This is a genomic window from Rhizobacter koreensis, assembly GCF_013366375.1.
GTDB lineage: Bacteria > Pseudomonadota > Gammaproteobacteria > Burkholderiales > Burkholderiaceae_C > Schlegelella_A > Schlegelella_A koreensis.
In genome coordinates, this window is sequence record NZ_JABWMJ010000009.1 from 157,757 (window position 1) to 179,812 (window position 22,056).

General features: G+C 72.5%; 20 protein-coding genes. 7 read left to right on the top strand and 13 right to left on the bottom strand.

Annotated elements, in window-relative coordinates; translation table 11 throughout:
- Positions 1-93: 93 nt before the first annotated feature.
- The 5 genes from HQN59_RS18725 to HQN59_RS18740 all read right to left on the bottom strand — a co-directional run bounded on the left by HQN59_RS18725 (position 94) and on the right by HQN59_RS18740 (position 3,910).
- The gene (locus tag HQN59_RS18725) at positions 94-1,179 is read right to left on the bottom strand and encodes a type III polyketide synthase (RefSeq protein ID WP_176070642.1); all 1,086 of its coding nucleotides are present in this window, start codon (positions 1,177-1,179) and stop codon (positions 94-96) included.
- A 128-nt stretch (positions 1,180-1,307) separates the two neighbouring features.
- A complete protein-coding gene (locus HQN59_RS18730) occupies positions 1,308-2,171 on the bottom strand; it encodes an alpha/beta fold hydrolase (RefSeq protein WP_217704211.1) in 864 nt (287 codons plus the stop codon).
- An 8-nt stretch (positions 2,172-2,179) separates the two neighbouring features.
- Positions 2,180-2,302: a hypothetical protein gene (locus HQN59_RS26565; protein ID WP_259372746.1), complete on the bottom strand. Its 123-nt coding sequence runs from the start codon at positions 2,300-2,302 to the stop codon at positions 2,180-2,182.
- 329 nt (positions 2,303-2,631) lie between these two features.
- A complete protein-coding gene (locus tag HQN59_RS18735; RefSeq protein WP_176070643.1) occupies positions 2,632-2,982 on the bottom strand; it encodes a hypothetical protein in 351 nt (116 codons plus the stop codon).
- Between the two features lie 163 nt (positions 2,983-3,145).
- A complete protein-coding gene (locus tag HQN59_RS18740) occupies positions 3,146-3,910 on the bottom strand; it encodes an N-acetylmuramoyl-L-alanine amidase (protein ID WP_176070644.1) in 765 nt (254 codons plus the stop codon).
- Between the two features lie 209 nt (positions 3,911-4,119).
- On the opposite strand from HQN59_RS18740, the gene HQN59_RS26570 reads away from it, so the two are divergent.
- Positions 4,120-4,602, top strand: coding sequence for a response regulator (locus HQN59_RS26570; protein WP_176070645.1), 483 nt, complete (start codon positions 4,120-4,122; stop codon positions 4,600-4,602).
- A 184-nt stretch (positions 4,603-4,786) separates the two neighbouring features.
- Here HQN59_RS26570 and HQN59_RS18750 read toward each other — a convergent pair whose 3' ends face one another.
- Positions 4,787-5,935, bottom strand: a complete 1,149-nt coding sequence (locus HQN59_RS18750) for a zinc-binding metallopeptidase family protein (RefSeq protein ID WP_176070646.1) — start codon at positions 5,933-5,935, stop codon at positions 4,787-4,789.
- A gap of 133 nt (positions 5,936-6,068) precedes the next feature.
- Between HQN59_RS18750 and HQN59_RS18755 the strand changes: the two genes are divergently transcribed.
- Positions 6,069-6,632 (top strand): hypothetical protein, encoded by a 564-nt coding sequence (locus tag HQN59_RS18755; protein ID WP_176070647.1) that lies wholly within the window; start codon positions 6,069-6,071, stop codon positions 6,630-6,632.
- Between the two features lie 21 nt (positions 6,633-6,653).
- Here HQN59_RS18755 and HQN59_RS18760 read toward each other — a convergent pair whose 3' ends face one another.
- The 3 genes from HQN59_RS18760 to serA form a co-directional block, all read right to left on the bottom strand.
- Positions 6,654-7,751 (bottom strand): patatin-like phospholipase family protein, encoded by a 1,098-nt coding sequence (locus HQN59_RS18760; protein WP_176070648.1) that lies wholly within the window; start codon positions 7,749-7,751, stop codon positions 6,654-6,656.
- A 46-nt stretch (positions 7,752-7,797) separates the two neighbouring features.
- Positions 7,798-9,795 carry a S9 family peptidase gene (locus tag HQN59_RS18765; RefSeq protein ID WP_176070649.1) on the bottom strand — a complete coding sequence of 666 codons (1,998 nt, stop codon included), beginning with the start codon at positions 9,793-9,795 and terminating at the stop codon, positions 7,798-7,800.
- A gap of 80 nt (positions 9,796-9,875) precedes the next feature.
- Complete coding sequence (gene serA / locus HQN59_RS18770; protein ID WP_176070650.1) at positions 9,876-11,111, bottom strand: phosphoglycerate dehydrogenase; 1,236 nt, start codon at positions 11,109-11,111, stop codon at positions 9,876-9,878.
- 122 nt (positions 11,112-11,233) lie between these two features.
- Between serA and HQN59_RS18775 the strand changes: the two genes are divergently transcribed.
- Both HQN59_RS18775 and HQN59_RS18780 read left to right on the top strand, forming a co-directional pair.
- Positions 11,234-13,393, top strand: coding sequence for a response regulator (locus HQN59_RS18775; RefSeq protein ID WP_176070651.1), 2,160 nt, complete (start codon positions 11,234-11,236; stop codon positions 13,391-13,393).
- A gap of 28 nt (positions 13,394-13,421) precedes the next feature.
- The gene (locus HQN59_RS18780) at positions 13,422-14,264 is read left to right on the top strand and encodes a 5'-3' exonuclease (RefSeq protein ID WP_176070652.1); all 843 of its coding nucleotides are present in this window, start codon (positions 13,422-13,424) and stop codon (positions 14,262-14,264) included.
- A gap of 148 nt (positions 14,265-14,412) precedes the next feature.
- Here HQN59_RS18780 and HQN59_RS18785 read toward each other — a convergent pair whose 3' ends face one another.
- The gene (locus tag HQN59_RS18785; RefSeq protein ID WP_176070653.1) at positions 14,413-14,643 is read right to left on the bottom strand and encodes a hypothetical protein; all 231 of its coding nucleotides are present in this window, start codon (positions 14,641-14,643) and stop codon (positions 14,413-14,415) included.
- 372 nt (positions 14,644-15,015) lie between these two features.
- On the opposite strand from HQN59_RS18785, the gene HQN59_RS18790 reads away from it, so the two are divergent.
- The 3 genes from HQN59_RS18790 (at position 15,016) to HQN59_RS18800 (ending at position 17,968) form a co-directional block, all read left to right on the top strand.
- Positions 15,016-15,399 (top strand): VOC family protein, encoded by a 384-nt coding sequence (locus tag HQN59_RS18790; RefSeq protein ID WP_176070654.1) that lies wholly within the window; start codon positions 15,016-15,018, stop codon positions 15,397-15,399.
- A 140-nt stretch (positions 15,400-15,539) separates the two neighbouring features.
- Positions 15,540-16,283: a hypothetical protein gene (locus tag HQN59_RS18795; protein WP_176070655.1), complete on the top strand. Its 744-nt coding sequence runs from the start codon at positions 15,540-15,542 to the stop codon at positions 16,281-16,283.
- A 164-nt stretch (positions 16,284-16,447) separates the two neighbouring features.
- Positions 16,448-17,968, top strand: a complete 1,521-nt coding sequence (locus HQN59_RS18800; RefSeq protein WP_176070656.1) for a PQQ-dependent sugar dehydrogenase — start codon at positions 16,448-16,450, stop codon at positions 17,966-17,968.
- A 12-nt stretch (positions 17,969-17,980) separates the two neighbouring features.
- Here the strand turns inward: HQN59_RS18800 and HQN59_RS18805 are convergent, their stop codons facing one another.
- Genes HQN59_RS18805 through HQN59_RS18815 form a run of 3 tightly spaced genes read right to left on the bottom strand, consistent with a single transcriptional unit; the run spans position 17,981 to position 22,004 of the window.
- A complete protein-coding gene (locus tag HQN59_RS18805) occupies positions 17,981-20,221 on the bottom strand; it encodes a xanthine dehydrogenase family protein molybdopterin-binding subunit (protein ID WP_176070657.1) in 2,241 nt (746 codons plus the stop codon).
- Positions 20,218-20,688 carry a (2Fe-2S)-binding protein gene (locus HQN59_RS18810; RefSeq protein WP_176070658.1) on the bottom strand — a complete coding sequence of 157 codons (471 nt, stop codon included), beginning with the start codon at positions 20,686-20,688 and terminating at the stop codon, positions 20,218-20,220. Before HQN59_RS18810 ends, HQN59_RS18805 begins: the two co-directional genes overlap by 4 nt.
- Positions 20,685-22,004, bottom strand: coding sequence for a c-type cytochrome (locus tag HQN59_RS18815; protein WP_217704212.1), 1,320 nt, complete (start codon positions 22,002-22,004; stop codon positions 20,685-20,687). The genes HQN59_RS18810 and HQN59_RS18815 overlap by 4 nt, the downstream gene beginning before the upstream one ends.
- Between the last annotated feature and the right edge of the window lie 52 nt (positions 22,005-22,056).

Here is a 22,056-nt window from a genome sequence, read left to right on the forward strand (position 1 = left end):
TCACACGCGGCTGCGACCGGCGGTGTGGCACGCGCCGGCCGCGCGCTCACGACGCAGGCCCGCAACACCGGCACGGTCGACAACGCGAACCGCTCACGCGTCGACGCGCAGCAGCGCCCCGTGGCAGCTGAACCCCGCACCGAACGACGACAGCCACCACCAGCCGCCGGGCGCGCGGTCGGCGAGCGCCGCATCGAGCACGAAGTAGACGAAGGCGCTCGACAGGTTGCCGTATTCGCGCAGCATCGCAGCGCTGTAGCGGAACGCATCGTGGTCGAGCTCGAACCGCTTCTCGAGCGCGAGCAGCACGTCGCGGCCGCCGGCATGCATGATCCACGCGGCGATCTCGGACGAGTCGACGTGGGCCCGCCCGAGCACCGTGCGCAGCACGCGTTGCGCGTACTCGGCGGCGAGCGCGGGCACCTCGCGCGTCAGGATGTTGCGCAGCATGCCCTCGCGCTGCTCGAACATCAGCGCCTTGCGCTGGGCCGGTTCGATCAGCGAGGTGCTGTCGACCCATTCGATGCGGCGCGGCGGGCGCCCGCTGCGGCCGGCCTCCGCATCGGGCGGCGCCGACGAGAGCACCGCGGCGCCGGCGCCGTCGCCGAACAGGCACGCGCTGATCAGCACACCGGGGTCGTTGTCGAGGTACATCGCGGCGCTGCTGACCTCGACGCAAACCGAGAGCACGTGCTTCGCGGAGCCGGCGCCGAGCAGCGAGCGGCCGAGCATCAGGTTCGGCAGCGCCGCCGCGCAGCCCTGCCCGACCAGGTCGAAGGCCTGCACGTCGGGGCGGAGCCCCAGCCGCTCGATCACATAGCCCGAGAGCCCGGGGCAGAGGTACCCGGTGCAGGTGCTGACGACAATCGCGTCGATCTGCGAGACGTCGACGCCGCTCGACGCCAGCGCACGCGCCCCGGCGTCGGCGGCGAGCGTCGGCGCGTGGGCGAGGAAGCGCCGGTCGAGGGTGTCGGGATCGATCGTGAACACCTCGTCCAGCGAGTCGAGCGCGAGACGCCGAGCCTCGATCCCGTTGTCGCGCTGCAGCACGGTGCGCGCGATCAGGTGCGAGCGTGTGTCAAGGCGCGCGAACCAGGCCGAGCGCTCGAACGCCCGGAGGCACTCGGCCTTGGTGTAGCGCGTGGAGGGTGCGGCGGTCCCGATGCCTCGGATGTACATGAGCGTGCTGAAAGGGGTGGCCGGCGCAGTATGGCAAGGAACGCTTTCACGGGTTGGCGCGAGGCGTTGCGGCCCGGCCCCTGCCTGTGGCGGCGACGGGTCGACGCGGCGTCGCTCGCGGCCCAGGGTCAGCGCGCGGCCAGGAACTCGACCAGCATCGCGTTCACCCGCTCCGCTTCCTCGTGGTGCACCCAATGCGTCGCGCCCTCGACGTAGGTGAGCTCGGCGTCGCGGCAGAGCGCCGCGCTCGCGCGCGCCCAGGCGGCGTCGAGCGCGTGGTCGCGGTCGACCCAGATCACGCGCACCGGCACGTCGATCGGCCGGACGGCACGGCGGCGCGGCAGCGCGCGGTACCAGTTCAGCATCGCGGTCATCGCACCGGGCTCCAGCCATTCGCCGCGATGCACCGCCAGCGCCGCGTCGTCGAAGGTGCCGGGCCGGCTGGTGCGCCTCAGCACTTGCGCCAGCCGCCGCCCCGCGTCGGCGGTGAGCGCGCGCTCGGGCAGCCAGGGCAGCTGGAACGCCGCCACGTACGCGCTGCGCAGCCACTGCGAGGGATGCCGCAGCAGATGGCGCCGGCTGGTGTCGAGGTGCGGCGCGTTAATGACCGCGACGCGCTCGACGTGCTGCGGCGCGTGCGACGCCAGGTGCCAGGCGACGATGCCGCCCCAGTCGTGGCCGACCACCGCGAAGCGCTCGCGGCCGACCGCACGCGCGATCGCCACCACGTCGGCGGCGAGCGTATCGAGCCGATAGGCGCGGCGCCCGCGCGGCTTGCTCGAACCTGCATAGCCGCGCTGGTCGGGCGCGACGACGCGCAGGCCGGCTGCGGCGAGCGGCCCGATTTGGTGGCGCCAGCCGTACGCCGATTCCGGAAAGCCGTGCAGCAGCAACACGAGCGGGCCGTCGTCCGGCCCGGCAGCCAGTGCGTGGAAGCGCACGCCGTTGGCGACGACGTCCAGCGAAGCGGCGGCGCGGGTCTGCCGAGGCACGGCCGAGATCACGCGCGCGTGAACTTGGCGTTGCCGGCCCGGCGCACGCGCTCGAGCACGAAGGCGTCGCGCGGCAGGGACGCGAAGGGCCGGACGTCGATGTGCGGGTTCTGCCTGGCGGCGATGATCAACGCCAGGGCGCCTGTCGGCAGCTCGACCGCGTGCCCCATCATGGCCTGCCCAGTGCCCTCGCCCGGGACCGCGACGCGGGTACGCGGCGTCGCTGCCGCCTTACGACACCAGCTCGCAAGGCGTCCGCCGGTGCATGGGAGAGCGCTCCGGCTCGAACCGCTCGGGCGCGTGCCGGCGGTGCGCCTCGCGATTGGTGCGGTCGAGGTCGGGCAAGGTGCGTCGGCCCGCCTCGAGACGCAAGCCGTTCCACTCGTCGCTGCGGCGCACCCGCGCCACCCTCGCCGGAAAGAACGGAAGCGCCGCGTCTCCGCGGTCGAACGCGGTCTGATCAGGCGGCGCCGCGTGCGCCGGCGGGGCCGCCGGCAACCGACGCGACCGCCTCGACCGCCGCGGCGAGCCCGCGCCGCGCCGAGCCGGCGACGCCGCGCGTCCAGCCGGTGCCGGCGGTGTCGGCAGGTCGAGCGGCGCTCTCGGCGGCCGCCGGCGCGGCGTCGCGCACCCGCCAGTTGGCGAGTCGGCGCAGGCCGGCGCGCGCACCGAGCGTGCGCTCGACCTGCGCGATGGCGTCGATGATCCCGTCGATCCGGCCGCTGTCCCACACCGGCGCGGCGTAGGCGGCTTCGAGCTGCCTGCGCAGGCGCTCGTATTCGTTCATCAATTCAGACCCGCGATGGCTCATGCGTGTGCTCCCTTGACGCGAGTTGAGCAAGCGCTGTGCCGCGGTGGGCCGCAGGCCCGGCCTGCGATGGCAGGTCGGCTCCACCTTGCCGTACACCTCCGCAGCAGCGGCTGTGCAGCCGCCGGACGGCGATGAACGCCGCAGCATGGAGCAGGCAGGCGCGCTAGGAGCCGCCGCTCGCCTGCGCCAGGCAGTGGATGAGCGCCCCATCACGCTCGATCGGCTCGTCGGGCGGCGCCTCGGGCCGATGGTGCAGACGGAAAGCGGCGAGGGCCGCGTCCGGTCGCCGCACGTCGTAGCCGATCGCCCGCAGCCCGAGCCACGCGTCGAAGCCCGACGGGGCCGGAGCGAGCGGCGGCTCGCACCAGAGCCCGAAGCCCGCTGCGGCGAGCGTGCGCCACGGGAACAGCGGGCCCGGGTCGACCTTGCGGCCGGGCGCGACGTCGGAGTGGCCGACGAAGTCGGCCGCGCCGAGCCGGTGCCGCTCGCGCAGGTCGCCGAGCAGGCGCAGCAGGCTCGCGATCTGCGCGGCCGGGTACGGCGAGCTGCCGTCGTTGTCGAGCTCGATGCCGATCGAGGCCGAGTTGACGTCGCGCGCCGGCCCCCATTGGGACGCGCCGGCGTGCCAGGCCCGCGCGCGTTCGTCGACCAGCTGCACGAGCCGGCCGTCGCGCTCGATCAGGTAGTGCGCGCTGACGCCGCTGCCGGGACGGGTGAGCGTGCGCAGCGCGTGGTCGGCGTTGTCGGCCGCGGTGTAGTGGATGACGACGAGCTGGACGCGCCGCTCGTCGAAGTTCGGCGATGGCTGCCAGGTGTGCGCGAGGGCCGGTCCGCGCGGTGCCGGTGCCGTCGCGCAGCCGGCGAGCGCAGCCGCGAGCGCCAGCAGCACCGGGACGACGCGCGTGGAGCCAGCGCGAAGCTCACGCATGCGGCAGCCGTCCGTCCGTCCGGGCCGGTGCCGAAGGGCGTGCGTCGGACTCACGGGTACGTAGCTTGCCGACCGTTGCTTGGCTCGCGAGCCCGGCATGGTGCCGGAGGCGAGCCGAGCTTCGCCGGGACCCGCGTTTCTCTCCGGTCGAAGACCCCGGCACGTGCCGCCGCGATGCGGCGTGTGCCGGCCTGAAGGAATTCGACATCGTGTCTCCCGCATCGCCGCTCCGCGTCCTCGTCGTCGACGACAACGTCGACGCCGCGCAATCGTTGTGCTTTCTGCTGGAGGCGATGGGTTGCGAAGCGGCAGCCTGCCACGACGGCCCGGCCGGCCTCGGCCTCGCGAGCCGCTTCGAACCGCACCTCGCGATCATCGACCTCGACATGCCACGCATGCGCGGCTGCGACGTGGTGCGTCACCTGCGCCTGCAGGACGGCCATGCGCTTGCGATGGTGGTCTGCCTGACCGGCTCGAACCGCGCCGAGGACCGTCAGCAGTCGCTCGCCGCCGGCTTCGACGCCTATGTGCTCAAGCCGATCGATCACGCCACCCTCGCCGGCGTTCTCGAGCGCGCTCGCGCCCTCACCGTCGACCTGCGCACGGCGCACCAGCCGCGGCGCCGCGCGACACCGGCGCGGCGCGAGCCCGCGAGTCGGCACCGCGACAGCGCACCGGGCGCGTTGCGCTAGCACGCGACAGAGCAAGGTCCGCGCCCCGGCACGCGCCGACCCCCCGCGCCCGCACCCGCGCTCGTCTCTTTGCCTCCGTGGCACGGCAAGCCGCCCGCGTCGCATCGGGCGCGCCGGGCACCGGTCGCACCCTGCCGCGGCCCGACGCCGCAGGTCGTGCGCGACCTCGCCCGCACGCGCCGGCTCAGGGCTCGGCACCCTGCACGATGAGATGGATCATCTGCAGCTTGGCGACCGTCGGCTTGGGCAGCACGAACGGATAGAAGTCGGGCTGACCCATGCTGCGCGACATCTCGTTCAGCACCGCGGTGAGCTCGACCCAGGCGTTGACGAAGTGCAGGAAGGCGTCGGCGTCGGGGTCGTCCGGACGCCAGAGCGCCTCGCGCGTCCACGGCTCGACCTCGAGCTCGACGTCGGCGGCGTGGATGCCGAAGCTGAGCGCGGTGTCGACCGTGTCGACCATGTGCAGGTAGTGGGCCCAGGTCTCCGCCCAGTCCTCCCAAGGGTGGCAGCTCGCGTACGTGCTGATGAACCGGGTCCGCCAGTCGGCCGGCGGACCTTGCTCGTAGTTGCGCTTGAGCGCCTCGGCGTAGTCCATGCAGTCGTCGCCGAACAGCTCGCGCACGTGCGGCAGCCACGCGCTGTCGCGCACCAGCAGATCCCAGTAGTAGTGCCCCACCTCGTGGCGGAAGTGGCCGAGCAGCGTGCGGTACGGCTCCTTCATCTGCGAGCGGATGCGCTCGCGCTCGGAGTCGTCGGCCTCGGCCAGGTTGAGCGTGATGAGGCCCTCGTCGTGTCCGGTCATCACCGGCGGCCCGCCGGGCTGCTGCTCGAGCATGTCGAACATCAGCCCGTGCTCCGGGTCTTCGCCGAGCTTGGAGCGGACCGGCAGACCGAGCCCGAGCAGTTGCGAGACGAGGCGCCGCTTGGCGAGTTCCATCAGGCCCCAATGGCGCTGGTTGACCTCGCTGGTCAGGTCCGGAATGGTGTGGTTGAGCCGGCACGCGATGCACAGGCCTGACGCGCCCGCCTGGGCCAGCGGCTCGTCGGCGCGCAGCAGCCAGTTGCAACCGGCGGCGGTGTCGAAGTTGGCACAGCGGCGGTACTCGACGCGGCTGTCGTCGTACCAGAGATTCCAGGTGCCGTCGGTCGCGCCGGGCTTGAGCGGAAACAGCTCGAGCCGCTCGGTCTCGTAGCCGAGCGGCGTCTTGCAGTTCAGGCACAGGCTGTTGCGGAAGAAGATGGGGCGACCGCACTGGCAGCGGAACGCGCGCGGCGCCGCCGGCTCCTCGGCGCGCAGGCGTTCGGAGAGCGTTCTGAAGTGGTTCGACATGGGGACCTTGCGTTGGTGGTGCCCGGTTGAAGCAACTGCCATTCCCGTCCGGCGCATCGCGCGCGCGGCACACATGCCTGCGATGGGAATGCAGCTTGCCGTTGGCGCCGACCGCAAACCTGCAATCCGCTCCATGACCCACGAATCCTTTCTCTCGCGCCGCAGCCTGCTTGCCGGCGCGGCAGCCAGCGCCGCCCTGCTGTCGATGCACGACGCGATCGCGCAGAGCAGCAGCGCCGGCAACTGGCTCGCGATGGTGAAGGTGCACCACGCGATGGTGATGAAGACGCTCGACGAAATGCTCGACGCGAACAACCGCACCTTCCTGCGCCGCGAGCGCATGCACCTCGCGCTGCACTACCAGCTCACCGCGCACTCGGTCGCCGAGGAAAACGTGCTCTATCCGGCGATCGCGCGCACGCTGCAGATGAGCGACGCCGACAAGCTCTACCTCGACCAGGCGCACGCGAAGGTGATGGACGCCGAGCTCGCGATGCTCTCGGCGCAGCAGGAAACCGAGTGGTTCGACAAGTTGCGCGCCCTCAAGGCGGCGCTGCAGCAGCACGCGACGGGTGACGAGGAAGGGCGGCTGTACCCCGAGCTGCAGGGCAAGCTCGACGCCGCGACCAATCGCATGCTGGCGACGGCCTATCAGGCCGAGTTCGCGACCGTCGGCAAGCGCCGCAAGCTCGGCTGACGCCGCGCAGCCGGCGGCGCGTCATGCGTGCCGGCGGCCGTCGTAGAAGGTGAACCCCGGGTCGCGCCGGCTGGCGCGGCCCTCGCGCCACGCCTCGACCGCGGCGCTCATGTCGGCACGACCGGCCTCCCAGCGCTCGCCGATCGATGCGCGGGAGAACTCGATCGCCTTGGCGCCGGTCTCATGTGCCGGCGGGCGATATGCGACCAGCACCACCTCGACTGCGCCGGTGCGCGCCTCGCGCTCGATCGCGGCGCGCGTCGGATCCGCGGCGTCGATGCGCGGCGCGATCTCGGCCAGCAGCGCGCGCAGCCGCTGCTCCTTGCGGTACGCCTCGATCGAGCGCAGCGACTGCGAGCTGAAGGCGATGTCCTGGGCGCGCTCGAGCGCCGAGTCGAGCGAAGCCGGCCGCTCGCCACGCGAGTCGAACAGGTCGACGCAGAAGCAGAGCTGATCGCCGGCCGGCGGCGCGTCGAGCAGCGGGTCGAGCGGCAGGTTGCAGAACATGCCGGGATCGCCGAGCAGGCGACCGTCGACCTCCACGGGCGGAAAGCCGGGGATGAACGCCGTGGTCGCGAGCAGGTGCTGCGGCGTGATCGCCTGCTTGCGGCTGTCGAAGTAGACCGGCTCGCCGGTCTCGAGATCGACACACGCGATGACGAGCGGCAGCCCGGCGCGATTGAGGCGATCGAAGTCGACGAGCCGCTCGAGCGTCGGCACGAGCGGCCGCCCGTCGAAGAGACCCAGGTCGGGCGGCGTACCCGGCAGCATCGAGAGGAACCCGGTCGGGCGCGGCATGAAGAGCCCCGGGCGCCCGGCGAAGACGGTCTGCATCGCGTGCATCTTGTTGTAGATGTCGCGCGGCCGACCCGAAACGGGCGCGAGCCCGAACGCGCTGCCCGTCGCCGCCTGCTGCCAGAACGCCTGCAGCTTCTCGACTCGCTCGGCCGGCGGGTTGCCGGCGAGGATGGCAGCGGTCACCGCGCCGATCGACGCGCCCGACACGATGTCGGGCTCGATGCCGGCCCCGTGCAGCGCTTCGTAGGCGCCGGCGGCGTAGGCGCCCAGGGCATTGCCGCCGGAGAGCGCGAGGCCGATGTGGCGGGTGTCGTCCTTCATCTTCTTGAGTCGCAGTGCGCCGCCCTCGCGGCGGTGAACGTGGTCCTCAGATCGCGGCAGCCTCGGTCGGCTCGTGCCGGCGCGGCTCGTCGTGCGCGAGCGCGTAGCGCCCGGCCCACGCGAGGATGCGTCGCGACGCATCCTCGCGCACGGAAGGGGTGCCCTCGCCGAGAAAGCCGTGCGTCTCGCCCGGATACAGCACGAGCTCGGTCGGTGCCCTCCCGGTGCGGTAAAGGCTGACGAACAGCTCCTCCGACTGCGCCTTGGGGCAGCGCTCGTCGTCCTTGCCCTGCATGAACAGCGTCGGCGTGCTCGCGCGTTCGATGTGATGCAGCGGCGACATGCGGCGCGCGACGTCGCGGTCGAAGTACGGCTTGGTGTCGATGTAGAACGGCTGCGCGTAGTAGCCGCCGTCGGACGTGCCGTAGTGCGTCTCGACGTCGCCGACCGGTGCCATCACCACCGCGGCGCGAAACGCATCGGTATGGCCGATCGCCCACGCGCTGAGGAACCCGCCGTACGACTTGCCGCCGATCGCGACGCGTTCGTCGCAGACGCCTTCGTTGCGCAGCGCGTCGATGGCGGCCAGGTGCTGCGGCAGGTCGAGCTCGCCCCAGTGCCCGTTGATGCGCTGGCAGAACTCGCGGCCGTAGCTTGCCGAACCGACCGCATTGAGCGCAAGGACGACCCAGCCTTCGCAGCACAACACCTGCCAGAACACGTTGGTGTCGTAGTCGAGCAGCGCGAACGCGTTGGGGCCGCCGTGGGCGTCGTTCCAGAGCGGCTTGGGGCCTGCTGCGCCGGTGTCGGCGCGCAGCAGCCAGCCTTCGATGCGCTCGCTGCCGCCCTGGCCGTCGGGGACGTCGAACGTGCGCGCCTCGACCGCGATCGGCATGCGCGCGGCCCACCACGCGTTCAGCGCGCTGATGCGGCGCTCGTCGGAGCCGTCGCGGGCGCAAGTCCAGACCTCGCTCGGGTCGGCGGGCGTGACGCTGCTGAAGACGAGGCGCCGGTCGGTGCAGCCGAACGCCGCCATCTGGCGATCGCCGCCGAGCAGCACGCTGAGCTCGCCGCCCGGGACCGTGATCGACGCGAGCTGATGGCGACCGTGCCAGGCGCGCACAAACACGATCGAGGTGCCGTCGGCGCTCCAGTAGAGGCTCTCCTCCTGGCCGACGTCGACCTCGTCCCCGCCGAGCGCATCGACCTTGCCGGATGCGACATCGACGACCCAGAGCTGCGGCTCGGCGTCAGCCTCCTCGACCGCGCCGGTGAACGCGACGTGCCTGCCGTCGGGCGACCACGCCGGCTGCATCACCATCGCGTGGTCGAACGTGATCCGCCGGTGCGAGCCGCCATCGATGTCGTGGACCCAGAGGTCGTAGGCGTGCGCGTAGCGGCCCTCGCGGGTCCGCGCATACGCGATGCGGGTGCCGTCGGCCGAGACGTCGAATCCCTGCACGTCGAAGGGGCCGTCGCTGAGGCGCCGCCGCTCGCCGCTCGCGACGTCGAGCATGAAGAGGTGCACCTCGCGCGCCAGCACGTAGCCCTCGCCGTCCTCCTTGTACGGCAGGCGCCACGCGACCTCGGGCGAGCTCGGCTTGCGCTGCGGGGGCTCCTGGTCGGACCGTTCGCCGCGGCGGTCGGGATCGACCGCGACCGAAGCGGTGACGACGAGGCGCTTGCCGTCAGGCATCCAGCGCAGGTCGCTGACGCTCTTGTCGAAGTGGCCCACCTGGCGCGGCTCGCCGCCGTCCCGCGCCATCACGAAGACCTGCGTCGCGTCGCCACCGCGGCTCGACAGGAACGCGATCTGCGAGCCGTCGGGCGAGAGGCGCAGCGACTCGTCGCTCACCGCGCCGAAGGTGAGCTGGCGCGATGCGCTGGTGTCGAGGGCGAACTGCCAGAGGTGCGTGCGATAGGTGTCGGCCTCCCGGTCGATCGAACGCACGGCGGCGACTGCGAGGTCGAGGCCGGCGACGGCGTGGATCTTGGAGACCTTGCGGTGAAGGTAGAGGTCGTCGACAGTGAACGGGCGGGTCATGAATCGGCTCGAGCGTGGCGGTGAGGTGGATCGTCGAGCGCCGGCCGCGCAGCCGAAACGCGGCGCGGCGCCCCCGGCGTTCAGTAGAGGATGCGGCAGCGGATCGTGTCGGGCACCTGGCACATCTCGGCCAGGGCCGGGTCGGAACCCTCCTGGTCGACGTCGATCACGACGTAGCCGACCTCCTCGTTGGTGCTGAGGTACTGCGCGGCGATGTTGATGCCGGCGGCCGAGAGCCGCTCGTTGACGTGCGCGAGAACGCCCGGCACGTTGCGGTGGATGTGCAGCAGGCGGCTGCGCCCGGTGTGCTGCGGCAGCGCGACCTCGGGGAAGTTGACCGCCGAGGTGGTCGAACCGTTGCTGCTGTAGCGAATCAGCTTGGCGGCGACTTCCTTGCCGATGTTGACCTGCGCCTCCGATGTCGAGCCGCCGATGTGCGGCGTCAGCAGCACGTTGTCGAAGCGCGTGAGCGCCGACGTGAAGACCGGGTCGTTGCCCTGCGGCTCGACGGGGAACACGTCGATCGCGGCGCCGTGCAGGTGCCGGCTTTCGAGCGCGGCGGCGAGTGCGTCGATGTCGACCACGGTGCCGCGCGAGGCATTGACGAGGTGGCTGCCGCGCTTCATGCGCGCGAGCTGGGCGGCGCCGATCATGTTCATGGTCTCGGGCGTCTCGGGCACGTGCAGCGTCACCACGTCGGCGACCTCGAGCAGCTCGTCGAGGCTGGCTGCCTCGCGTGCATTGCCGAGCGGCAGGCGCGCCTCGACGTCGCGGAACACCACGTTCATGCCGAGCTGCTCGGCGAGCACGCCGATCTGCGTGCCGATGTGACCGTAGCCGACGATGCCGAGCGTCTTGCCGCGCGCCTCGTACGAGTCGGCGGCACTCTTCATCCAGCCGCCGCGATGCAGGATCGCGTTCTTCTCGGGGATGCCGCGCAGCAGCATGATGATCTCGGCGAGCACCAGCTCGGCGACGCTGCGCGTGTTCGAGAACGGCGCATTGAACACCGGGATGCCGAGCCGCATCGCCGTCTTCAGGTCGACCTGGTTGGTGCCGATGCAGAAACAGCCGAGCGCCGTGAGCCTGGGCGCGTGGCGCAGCACGTCGCCGGTGACCTGCGTGCGCGAGCGGATGCCGAGGAAGTGCGCGTCGGCGACCGCGTCGAGCAGGTCGGCACCAGCGAGCGCCTTCGGGTGCGTGACGATGTGGGTGTAACCCTCGCGCTGCAGCGCCTCGACCGCCGAAGGGTGAATGCCTTCGAGGAGGACCGCCTTGAGCTGGCTGCGCGGACGGGAAAGGCGGGAAGGATTCATCGCAGGCGCCGAGCAAGCAGCGCGCCTGCGACCGCGCGCGGAGCACCTTGGTTATGCTCGCCGCGCCCGCCCTGCGGCGGCGTCGCTCGCGCCTCGTCACTGAACCTCCGCTTGAACCCCGCATGTTGACCGCGCCGGCCACGCCGTCCGCCAGCACCGACCCCAAGCCGCTGCTGTCGTTGCGAATGCTGGCCACCGCCTGCGTGGTGGTTCTGATCGCCGTCTACGCGACCGTCGGCGCGATGCGGTACCGCCAGCTGCGTGCCGAAACCGAGGTGCGGCTCGACCGTGCCCTGCGCATCGCCGTGGAGCACGCGCTCAAGGTGTTCGACACCAACGACGCACTGCTCGAGCAGGCGCTCGACACCCTGGGCGACGACGCGCCGGCGCGCCTCGCGCAGCGCGCGCCGGTGCTCGAGGAAGAGTTCCGCCGCGTCACGCGCAACAGGCCGCAGGTGCAGGCGATCGAGGTCCGCAGCGCCGACGGCGGTCGGCTGCTGGCCGCGGTCGGCAGCGCCGCCGACCCCGCCCCGGCGGCATTCGACCGGACGCGCCTCGCCCCGACCGGCATGCACTTCTCGGTGCGGGCTGCCGCGCCGGGCGCCGCCAGGCCGATCGACATGAGCCGCGCGCGCGTTCACGCCGATGGGCGCTTCGCCGGAACGGTGTCGGTGACGGTGCGGCCGGCGACCTTCGAGCAGTTCCACCGCGACCTCGTCGCCGACGAACCGGGCCTGGCGATCACGATGCTTCGCGACGACGGCCTCATCCTCACGCGCTGGCCGCTGCTGCCCGGCGCGCCGTCGGCGCTGGCGGCGAGCAGCCCGGTGATGGCGCGCATCCGCGCCGGCCAGACACGCGGCGACGCGCACGGCGTGTCGTCGGTCGACGGCCGCGAGCGCCTGCTGCGCTTCAGCCGGGTCGGCGACTACCCGGTCTACCTCGGTAGCGGCATGGAAGTGCGCGAGATCACCCGGCGCTGGCTGCAGGAAATGGCCTGGCTCGCCGCCTTCGGCGTGCCGCCGCTGATCGGTCTCTTCCTCGCCGCTCGGGTCGCGCTGCGCCGCACGCGCGAGGCGCTCGGCTCGGCGCGCCGCCTGCAGGACGAGATGGTGGCGCGCCGCCAGGTCGAGGAGGCGCTGCTGCAGGCGCAGAAGCTCGAGGCGCTCGGCCGCCTGACCGGCGGGGTCGCGCACGACTTCAACAACACGCTGATGGTGATCAGCAGCAACCTGTTCGTGCTCAGGCACCGCCACCCCGACGCCGGCACCCAGCAGGTCGAGTCGATGGATCGCGCCGTCGCGTCGGCGACGCAGCTGACGCGCCAGCTGCTCGCGTTCTCGCGTCGCCAGGCGCTGGTGCCCGAGCACGTGCGGCTGCAGGACCGGCTCCCCGCGCTGGCGTCCCTTCTGGCGCCGGTGCTCGGCGCGCCGATCGAGCTCGCCGTCAGCGTCGACGCCGACTGCCGGCCGATTCGGGTCGACCCCGCCGAGCTCGAGCTGGGGCTCATCAACCTCGCGATCAACGCGCGCGACGCAATGCCGGCGAGCGGGCGCTTTCGCCTCTCGGCCTGCAACGTCGGGCACGCAGTGCCAGCCATGCGCGAAGGCCCGGCGGTGTTGATCGAGGCGGTCGACAGCGGCACCGGCATCGACGGCGCGGTGATCGACAAGGTGTTCGAGCCCTTCTTCACCACCAAGCCGGTGGGCGAAGGCACCGGGCTCGGACTCAGCCAGGTGTACGGCCTGTGCCGGCGTGCCGGCGGCACGGCGACGATCGAGAGCGAGCCCGGCCGCGGCACCACCGTGCGGCTCTACTTCCCTGCCGCCGACGAGCCCGCCGAAGATGCGGTCGCGCCCGCACCGGCGGCGCGGCGCGCGCTCGGCAAGAAGGTGCTGGTCGTCGAGGACAACGACGCCGTCGCGGCCGCACTGCAGCCGCTGCTCGAGTCGATCGGCTGCAGCGTCGTCCGCCTCGACCGCGGCCGCGCGGCCGAGGAGTGGCTGGCGCGCCAGTCGCGCCTGCCCGACCTGGTGCTCACCGACGTCGTGATGCCGGGCGAGGTCGACGGCCTCAAGCTCGCCCGGCACGTGCGCGCGACCTACCCCGGCGTCGGCATCGTCGTCATGACGGGACACGCCGAGCAGCTCGACACCATCGCCGGGCACGGCTTCGCGATCATTCCCAAGCCGTGCTCGGTCGAGGTGCTCGCCGCCGCGATCGAGCGCGGCACCGACGGCGCGGCGCCGACCGGCGCGGGCCAGGCGGCATCGGTCGCGTGATGAACTCCGAAACGAGCCCCCGGCGCCGATGATCGTCCACGTCGTCGACGGCACCTACGAGCTGTTCCGTCACTTCCACGGACTGCGCCGCTTCACCAAGGGCAAGGACCGGCCGTTCGGCGGCGCGGTCGGCGTGCTGCAGACGGTGCTCGAGATGATCGAACAGGGCGCGACGCACCTCGGCGTCGCGACCGACCACGTGATCGAGTCGTTCCGCAACCGGCTGTGGGACGGCTACAAGACCGGAGAAGGCATCGAGCCGGCGCTGCTCGCTCAGTTCCACCCGCTCGAAGAGGGCCTGCGCGCGCTCGGCGTCGCGACCTGGGCGATGACCGAGCTCGAGGCCGACGACGCCCTCGCGTCGGCGGCGCATCTCGCCAGCGCCGACCCGCGCGTCGACAAGGTCTGCATCTGGACGCCCGACAAGGATCTCGCGCAGTGCGTCGACGGCGATCGCGTGGTGCAGGTCGACCGCAAGGGCAAGCAGATCCGCAACGCCGACGCGGTGCGCGTCAAGTTCGGCGTCGTCCCGGCGCAGATCCCCGACTACCTGGCGCTGGTGGGCGACACCGCCGACGGCTACCCGGGCATCCGCGGCATCGGCCCGGTCGGCGCGGCGCAGCTGCTGAACCGCCACGGCCCGATCGAGTCGTTCCCGCAGAGCGTGCTCGGCGCGCAGCGCGAGCTCGCGCTGCTTTTCAAGGACCTGGCAACCCTGCGCGCCGACGCGGCGCTGTTCGACGACGTCGACGAGCTGCGCTGGGCGGGGCCGACGCCGGCGTTCGAGGCGTGGGCCGAGCACGCCGGGTCGCCGCGCCTCGTGGAGCGCGCGCGCAAGGCGTGGATGAAGGTCGAACGAGCGGCCGGATGACGCAGACCTGCGCGCAGCGCACGATCGCCAGCGCGCGGCGGCCCGCCGCGGTGCTGCGCATCGAGCCACACGCGCGCCGCCGAACGCCTGCCAGCTGCCGCTGACGCGGCGCCGAGCGGCGCTGACGTGCCGCCCGAGTCCCGCGAGGTCAGGGTTCGCGCCGCGCCTCGCGGAGCACGCCGGCCAGGCCGTCGCGACCGCTTGCCGCGCGCCACACCAGCGCGGCGCCGGCCGCCAGCCGCGCCGCGCGAGCCAGGCCCGAACCGCCCCCGCGGGTCAGCAGCCAGATGCCGGCGAGCAAGGTGACCCAGTGCTCGCCGGGCACGCTCGGGCGCTGCTCGTCGAGTTGCCGCAAGCGTTCGAACCAGTTGGTGTCCATCGGCATTCCTTTCGTCTCGTGCGGGCCGGCTCGCCGCGTCTGCGGTGCGTCGGCAACACGGATGCCCGCGACGCGGTGTCGACCCGCGCGGCGCTGCAGCGTGCACGCGCCGACAGGCGTTGCAAGCCTCGTGCGAGTGCCGACCGGCGCGACCTGAGGTGCGCGATCGCACGGGCTCACGCTGACGACGCACGGCGCAACGGGCTTGCGATCGAAGGCGAGCACCGCGCTCGCTGCGACAGCGTTCGATCGACGAGGTTGACGCAAGCCTTCGCTCGGGCCGACGATGAGCGCACGCGCCCGCGTACCGGACCGCTGCAGGCAGCGAGACCCGCCGCGCGGGCATCCACCGCACCTCGGGCTCGCCACGCCATGCCGATCGAACTCAACCACACCATCGTGCACGCGCGCGACCCGGCAGCGTCGGCGCACTGGCTGGCCGACCTGCTCGGGCGACCGGCGCCGGTGCGCCTCGGGCCGTTCCATGCGGTCGCGCTCGACAATCGCGTCACGCTCGACTTCATCGAGGCCGGGCCGCAGCTCACCGTCGAGCACTACGCCTTCCTCGTCGACGACGCGGCGTTCGACGCGATCTTCGGGCGCATCCAGGCGCGCGGCCTCGCGTACTGGGCCGATCCGGCCCACCGCCAGCCGGGTCGCATCAACCACCATGACGGCGGCCGCGGCGTGTACTGGGACGACCCCGACGGGCACGTTCTCGAGATCATCACGCGGCCCTACGCAAGTGCCGGCTGACCCGCCTCGGCAACCCTGTTTTCGCCCCGCCCCCGCGGTGCTATAAGGATCGCCCCGGCGCTCGCCGGAGCGGCCCACGGCCGCTCTCGTCCTCTCGAGCGCACCGCCACGGCTTCAACTGCTTGCTGGAGGAACGTTCGATGCGCAACCTGTACGGGTCGATCCGGCTGACCGCTGCTGCCCTGCTCCTCGTCGGCGCCACGCTGCCGAGCCATGCCTTGCCGGTCATCGCCAACGGCGGCTTCGAGTCGGGCTTGGCGGGATGGACCCGCGTCGACCAGCTCGGCAGCGAAGGCACCTTCGCGGCGCAGACCGGCACCGCGAGTCCGGTCAACGGCTTCAGCGTGCCGCCGCCGCCCGGCGGCACGACGGCCGCGATGACCGACGCACAGGGTCCGGGCGCGCACCTGCTGTACCAGGACTTCGTCGCCAGCGCCGGCTCGGGCCTGCTGCGCTTCGACCTCTTCATCGCCAACGACGCGAGCGCCTTCTTCGCGCCGAACACCCTCGACTTCGCGACGCCGACACTCAACCAGCAGGTGCGCGTCGACATCGTGCGGCCGACCGTCGACCCGTTCACCATGGCCGGCAGCGACATCCTGCGCACGCTCTTCGTGTCGACGCCGGGCAGCCCGCTGACCAGCGGCTACACCACCATCTCCACCTACATCGGCGACCTGCTCGCGGCCAACGCCGGGCAGACGCTGCGCCTGCGCTTCGCCGAGACCGACAACGTGTTCACCCTGCGCGCCGGCGTCGACAACGTGTCCATCGTCGCGGCGGTGCCCGAGCCCGGCTCGACGCTGCTGCTGCTCGCCGCCGCCCTGCCGCTGTGGCTCGGCTGGCGCGGCGGCCGCGCCGCCGTCCGCACGCGCCGCACCTGAGCTCGCCCGCGTCGCCGGCGCGCGGCCGGGCGGCTCGCGAGCCGACCGCGGCCGTGCCGAGGGCATCGTTCCGTTTCCTCGTTCCGCTTTCCTCGTTTCGATCGCTCGTCCGATCGCCCGGGCTCGCCGACGTTCACGAGCCGACCCACCGACAGGAGGCCCCGATGAAAAAGTTTCGTTCCGGCCCGAGCGGCCGCCGTCACGGCGGAGCCGTCGCCGCGCTCGCGCTCGCCGCGTTCGCGCTGCCTGCCGTCGCGCAGGAAGTGCCGAACATGCTCGACCCCAACCTGCGGGTCACGACCGTGCTGAACACCGGCATCGCGCAGCCGATCGGCATCGTCTTCGTGAACGGCGTCAACGACTACTGGGTGCTCGAGAAGGCTTCCGGGCAGGTCAAGCGGGTGCTCGGCGGCGTGCTGCAGACGACGCCGGTGCTCGACCTGCCGGTGAACTCGAACTCGGAGCGCGGGCTGCTCAGCCTGGTGCTGCACCCCAACTTCCCGGCGACGCCACACGTCTACATCCGCTGGACGCAGAGTTCGACCGGCGCCGACTCGACCACCGTCGCCGACGTGCCGCTGCTCGGCAACCGCGTCGATCGCTTCGTGTGGAACGGCACGACGCTGGCGCAGGACATCAACATCGTCCAGCTGCGCTCGCGCCAGACCGACAACGTGCCGGTCACGGGCCACCCCGGAACCGCCAACGGCAACGAGAACGGCAACCACAACGGCGGCGTGATGCGCTTCGGCCCCGACGGCAAGCTCTACATCTACATGGGCGACCAGGGCCGGCGCGGCTGGATGCAGAACCTGGTGAACGGCCCCTTCCTCACCCCGCCGCTCGTCGACGACACCTTCGGCGGGCCGCAGCCCGACAACGCGCACCTCACCGGCGTGATCCTGCGTCTCAACGACGACGGCAGCGCGCCGGCCGACAACCCCTTCTTCACGGCCGGCGCGACGCTGGGCGGCGAGGTCGGCGCCAACATCCAGAAGGTGTTCGCCTACGGCATGCGCAACGGCTTCGGGATGGCGTTCGACCCGCAGGGCGGGTTCCTCTGGGAGACCGAGAACGCCGACGACGCCTACGCCGAGGTGAACCGCGTGGTGCCCGGCCTCAACGGCGGCTGGATCCAGTTCGCCGGCCCGACCGCGCGAATGCCCGACTGGAAGACGATCGAGACCACGCAGTTCGGCAGCGCGCTGCAGCAGGTGCGCTATCCGCCCACCCGCGCGGCCTATACCGCCAACCTCGCGCTGTCGCGCCTCTTCATGCTGCCGGGCGCGGTCTACAAGGACCCGGAGTTCAGCTGGCGCTACGAGACCGGCCCCTCGGGAACGACGTTCGTGCAGGGCAATGCCCTCGGCGCCGAGTACGCCGGCACGCTCTGGATCGGCTCGGCGCGCTCGTTCACGCAGGTCGGCGCGAACGGCGGCAGCCTCTATCGGCTGCGCCTCACGGCCGACCGTCTGAACATCGACACCAGTGCCGACCCGCGCCTTGCCGACAAGGTCGCCGACAACCTGTTCCGCGCGCAGAAGTTCGAGGGCACCGAAAGCGAATCGCTGAAGGTCGGGCAGGGCTTCGGCGCGACCCCGAGCATCGAGCAGGGGCCCGACGGCAACCTCTACGTCGTCTCGGTGACGTCGAACGCGATCTACCGGATCAGCCGGGCGCCCTGACGCGGCGGGTCGCTACACGCCGACCGCCGCCCGCACGCGCTCGCGGGTGAGCGGCAGGTCGCGCAGGCGCACGCCGACCGCATCGGCGATCGCGTTGGCGACCGCCGCGCCGGTCGGCCCCTGCGACACCTCGCCGGTGCCGAGGAACGGCGTGCCGAGACGCGAGATCAGGTGCACCTCCACGTGGTCGGGCACCGCCGGGAAGCGCAGGATCGGATAGCCGCCCCAGTCGAGGCTGGTCACGCGCGTGGTATCGGTGACGACGCCCTCGTACAGCGTCCACGACAGCGACTGGACGATGCCGCCCTCGATCTGGTTACGGATGCCGTCGGGATTGACCGCCTCGCCGCTGTCGGCCGCCGCAATCGCACGCCGCACGTGCACGCGACCGGTGTCGCGCTGCACCGCGACCTCGACCGCGATCGCGCAGTAACCGGCGTAGTTCTTGTAACGCGCGAACGCGAAGCCGCGGCCGCGGCCGGGCGCGCGCTGAAAGCTGCTCCAGCCGAAGCGCTCGGCCGCCTTTCGGATGACGTCCTGCGCGCGCGGGTCGGACAGGTTGCGCAGGCGAAACTCGACCGGGTCGACCTTCGCGGCGGCCGCCAGCTCGTCCATGAACGACTCGAGCGCGAACACGTTCAGATACGCGCCGAGCCCGCGCAGCGCCGACACCCGCATCGGCATCGCCGGGATGAAGTGGTGCACGACCTGCGACACGGGGAACGTGTAGTACGGGATCGCATTGCGGTCGCCGCCACCCGCGGGCTGCGGCAGCGGCTTGGGCGTCGGCAGCGCGAACGGCGGGTCGAGGTGCCAGGCCGGCGCCAGGTTGCCGGCCTTGCCCGGCCGGGTGAGGTGCGAGCCGCTGCGCACCTCGTAGCGCCAGTCGAGCACCTCGCCGGCGTCGCCGAGGCGCGCCCTCACGGTGCCGACCATCGCCGAGCCGTACGGCTCCCAGCCGTGCTCGTCCTCGCGCATCCACTGCACCCGGACGGGGCGGCCTGGAAAGCCGACCGCGACCAGCGCGGCATCGGCCGCGACGTCGTCGGCGGCGTTGTGGCCGTAGCAGCCCGAGCCTTCCATGTGGATGCAGCGCACCTGCTCGGGCGGCAGCGACAGCATCTCGGCGAGCGCGCCGCGCAGCGGATAGACGCCCTGGCTGTGGGTCCACACCGTGACGCCGCCGTCCCTGGCGAGGCCGACCGCGCACGAGGGACCGATGGAGGCGTGCATCTGGTACGGGCGCCGGTAGGTCGCCTCGATCGTGCGGCCGCCCGGCGCCCCCTCGGGCCTGTCGACGACGAGCCGCCGCTCGGCCGGCAGGCGCTCGAGCTGCGCGAACACGTCGGCCGGACCGGCGAGCTCGGCGCGCTGCTCCCAGCGCGCGCTTCGCGCCAGCGCGCGCACCGCCTTGACGGCCTGGTACTCGCGCTCGGCGACGACCGCGACGTGGCTGCCGTTGCGCACGATCTTCAGCACGCCGGGCAGGCGCTGCACCGCCGCTTCGTCCATCGACACCAGGCGCGCGGTGTAGCTCGGCGGCCGCATCACGCGCGCGTGCACCATTCCGGGCGGGCGGAAGTCCTGCACGTAGATCGGCTGGCCCGTCACCTTGGCCGGGATGTCGACGCGGCGCATCGGCTTGCCCATGACGCTGCGCGAGCGCGGGTCGCGCAGCGGCGAGCGCGGCTCGGCGTTGACGTGCAGCACGTCGCCTTGGACCAGCGCGCCGTAGGTCACGCGCTTGCCGCCGGGCCCGACGACGGTGCCGTCCTGGATGGTCAGCTCGCCGACGGCCACGCCGAGCCGCTCGGCGGCCCGGCCGAGCAGGATCGCGCGCACCTGCGACGCCGCGTTCATGAGCGCGGTGCCGCTGTCGGACATCGACGAGCTGCCGGCGGTGTAGCCCTCGTTCGGCGTGTCGCCGGTGTCGGCGGTGATCAGCCTAATGCGCGCCGGGTCGACCATCAGCTCCTCGGCCGCGACCTGCAGCAGCGCGGTCTTGATGCCCTGACCGAGCTCGACCTTGCCGGTGACGACCGTCACGCTGTTGTCGGCGGCGATGCGGATCCAGGCGTCGAGCAGCGGCTGCTGCTCGAGGCTGCCCGGCAGCTTGGCGTTCTGCACCGGCACCTCGCCGAGGTTCTGCGGCTCGGCGCGCGGCGTCGTGGTGCCGGCGGCGGGCTGCGCCGCGCGCAGCGAGAAGCTCATCACCAGCGCGCCGCCGGCGCCCAGGAAGCCGCGTCGCCTCATGTCGCGCTGCCCTTCATGCGCTCGGCCGCGCGGCCGACCGCGCGCAGGATGCGCGTGTGGGTGCCGCAGCGGCAGAGGTTCGGGTTCATGTGCGTCCGGATCTGCGCGTCGGTCGGCGCCGGGTTCTTCTGCAGCAGCGCCTGCGCCCGCATGATCATTCCGGGGATGCAGTAGCCGCACTGCGCGGCCTGCTCCTCGATGAACGCCGCCTGCACGGGGCCCGGGTTCGCGGCGTCGCCCAGGCCCTCGAGCGTGGTGATGCGGCGCCCCGGCAGCACCGAGACGGGCGTCAGGCACGAGAACACCGGCTCGCCGTCGACGATGACGGTGCAGGCGCCGCACTGGCCGAGCCCGCAGCCGTACTTGGCGCCGTTCAGCTCGAGGTGGTCGCGCAGCACGTAGAGCAGCGGCGTATCCGGTTCGGCGTCGACCTGGCGCGCGGCGCCGTTGACGTGGAGGGTGATCATGGGTGGCGGGCTTTCCTGACTTCGCCGGCCACGTCGGGCCAGGCGGGCGCCCCGGCGCCGGCGCGACGCAGGTACTGGGCGAGTGCGGCGATCTGCTCGTCGGTCAGTGCGCCGGCGAACGACGGCATCCAGCGGCCGCGCTCGCCTTCGCCCGGCGCGATGCCTTCGCGAACGATGCGGATCAGGCTCGCCGGCGTGGGCTCGTACAGGGCGATGGCGAGCGGCAGCTGCAGCCCGCTGCCCGACGAGAGCTCGCGGCCCATCGCGTGGCAGCTCGCGCAGGCGTCGGCATAGACGCGCGCGCCGAGCTGCAGCAACGCGTCGTCGCCCGGACCCGAGGCCGCCGGTGCCGGTGCCGACGCGCCGGTGCCGATGCCGGTTACCGCAAACGGCGCCTGCCGCGCGCGCTCGACGCTCGCCGTGGCGCGTGCCTGGCGCGGCTCGGCCGCCGGTCCCATGCGCGCGTGGATGTAGGTCGCGATCGCGCGCACGTCGTCGGCAGGGATCTGCTGCAGGCTGCGCACCACGCCCTGCATCGGCCCGCCGGCGATCGCGTGGTCCGCGGCGATGCCCGTGCGCAGGTAGGTCGCGAGCGCGTCGACCGTCCACGGCAGCGGCGACGGCGAGTTCGCGTTGAGCGCCGGCGAATGCCAGCCTTCGGCATCGCCGCCGCCGAGGTGCTCGCCGCGGCGCTCGGCGCCGAGCGCGTTGCGCGGCGAGTGGCACGCGCTGCAGTGGCCGAGGCTTTCCGCCAGGTACGCGCCGCGGTTCCACTCGGCCGCCTGGCTCGCGTCGGCCTGGAAACGCTCCTCGCGGAAGAACAGCAGCTTCCAGCCGGCGAGCAGCGGCCGGAAGCCGAGCGGGAACGCGAGCTGGTTGGCAGGCGCCTCGGCACGCACCGGCGTGCGCGTCATCACGTACGCGTAGAGCGCGCGCACGTCGTCGTCGGTGAGGCGCGTGTAGTGCGTGTACGGGAACGCCGGATAGAGATGCGAGCCGGCGCGATCGACCCCGCGCCGCATCGCGCGCTCGAACGCCTCGAACGACCAGCGGCCGATGCCGGTGTCGCGGTCGGGCGTGATGTTGGTCGAGTAGAGCGTGCCGAACGGCGTCGCGAGCGCAAGACCGCCGGCGAACGGCAAGCCGCCGGCGACCGTGTGGCAGCCGGTGCAGTTGCCGGCATTCGCGAGCACGGCGCCGCGCTGGATGAGGGCCGCGTCGAAGCTCGTGCGGGCGGGCGGCGCGACCGGGTCGATCGCCGGGCGCCAGGCCAGCGCCGCGAACGCGACGATCGCGAGCACGACGAGGGCCAGCACGACGACGCCGGCGCGGCGGCGTCGGCGGGGTGGAGATGCATCACGCATGCGG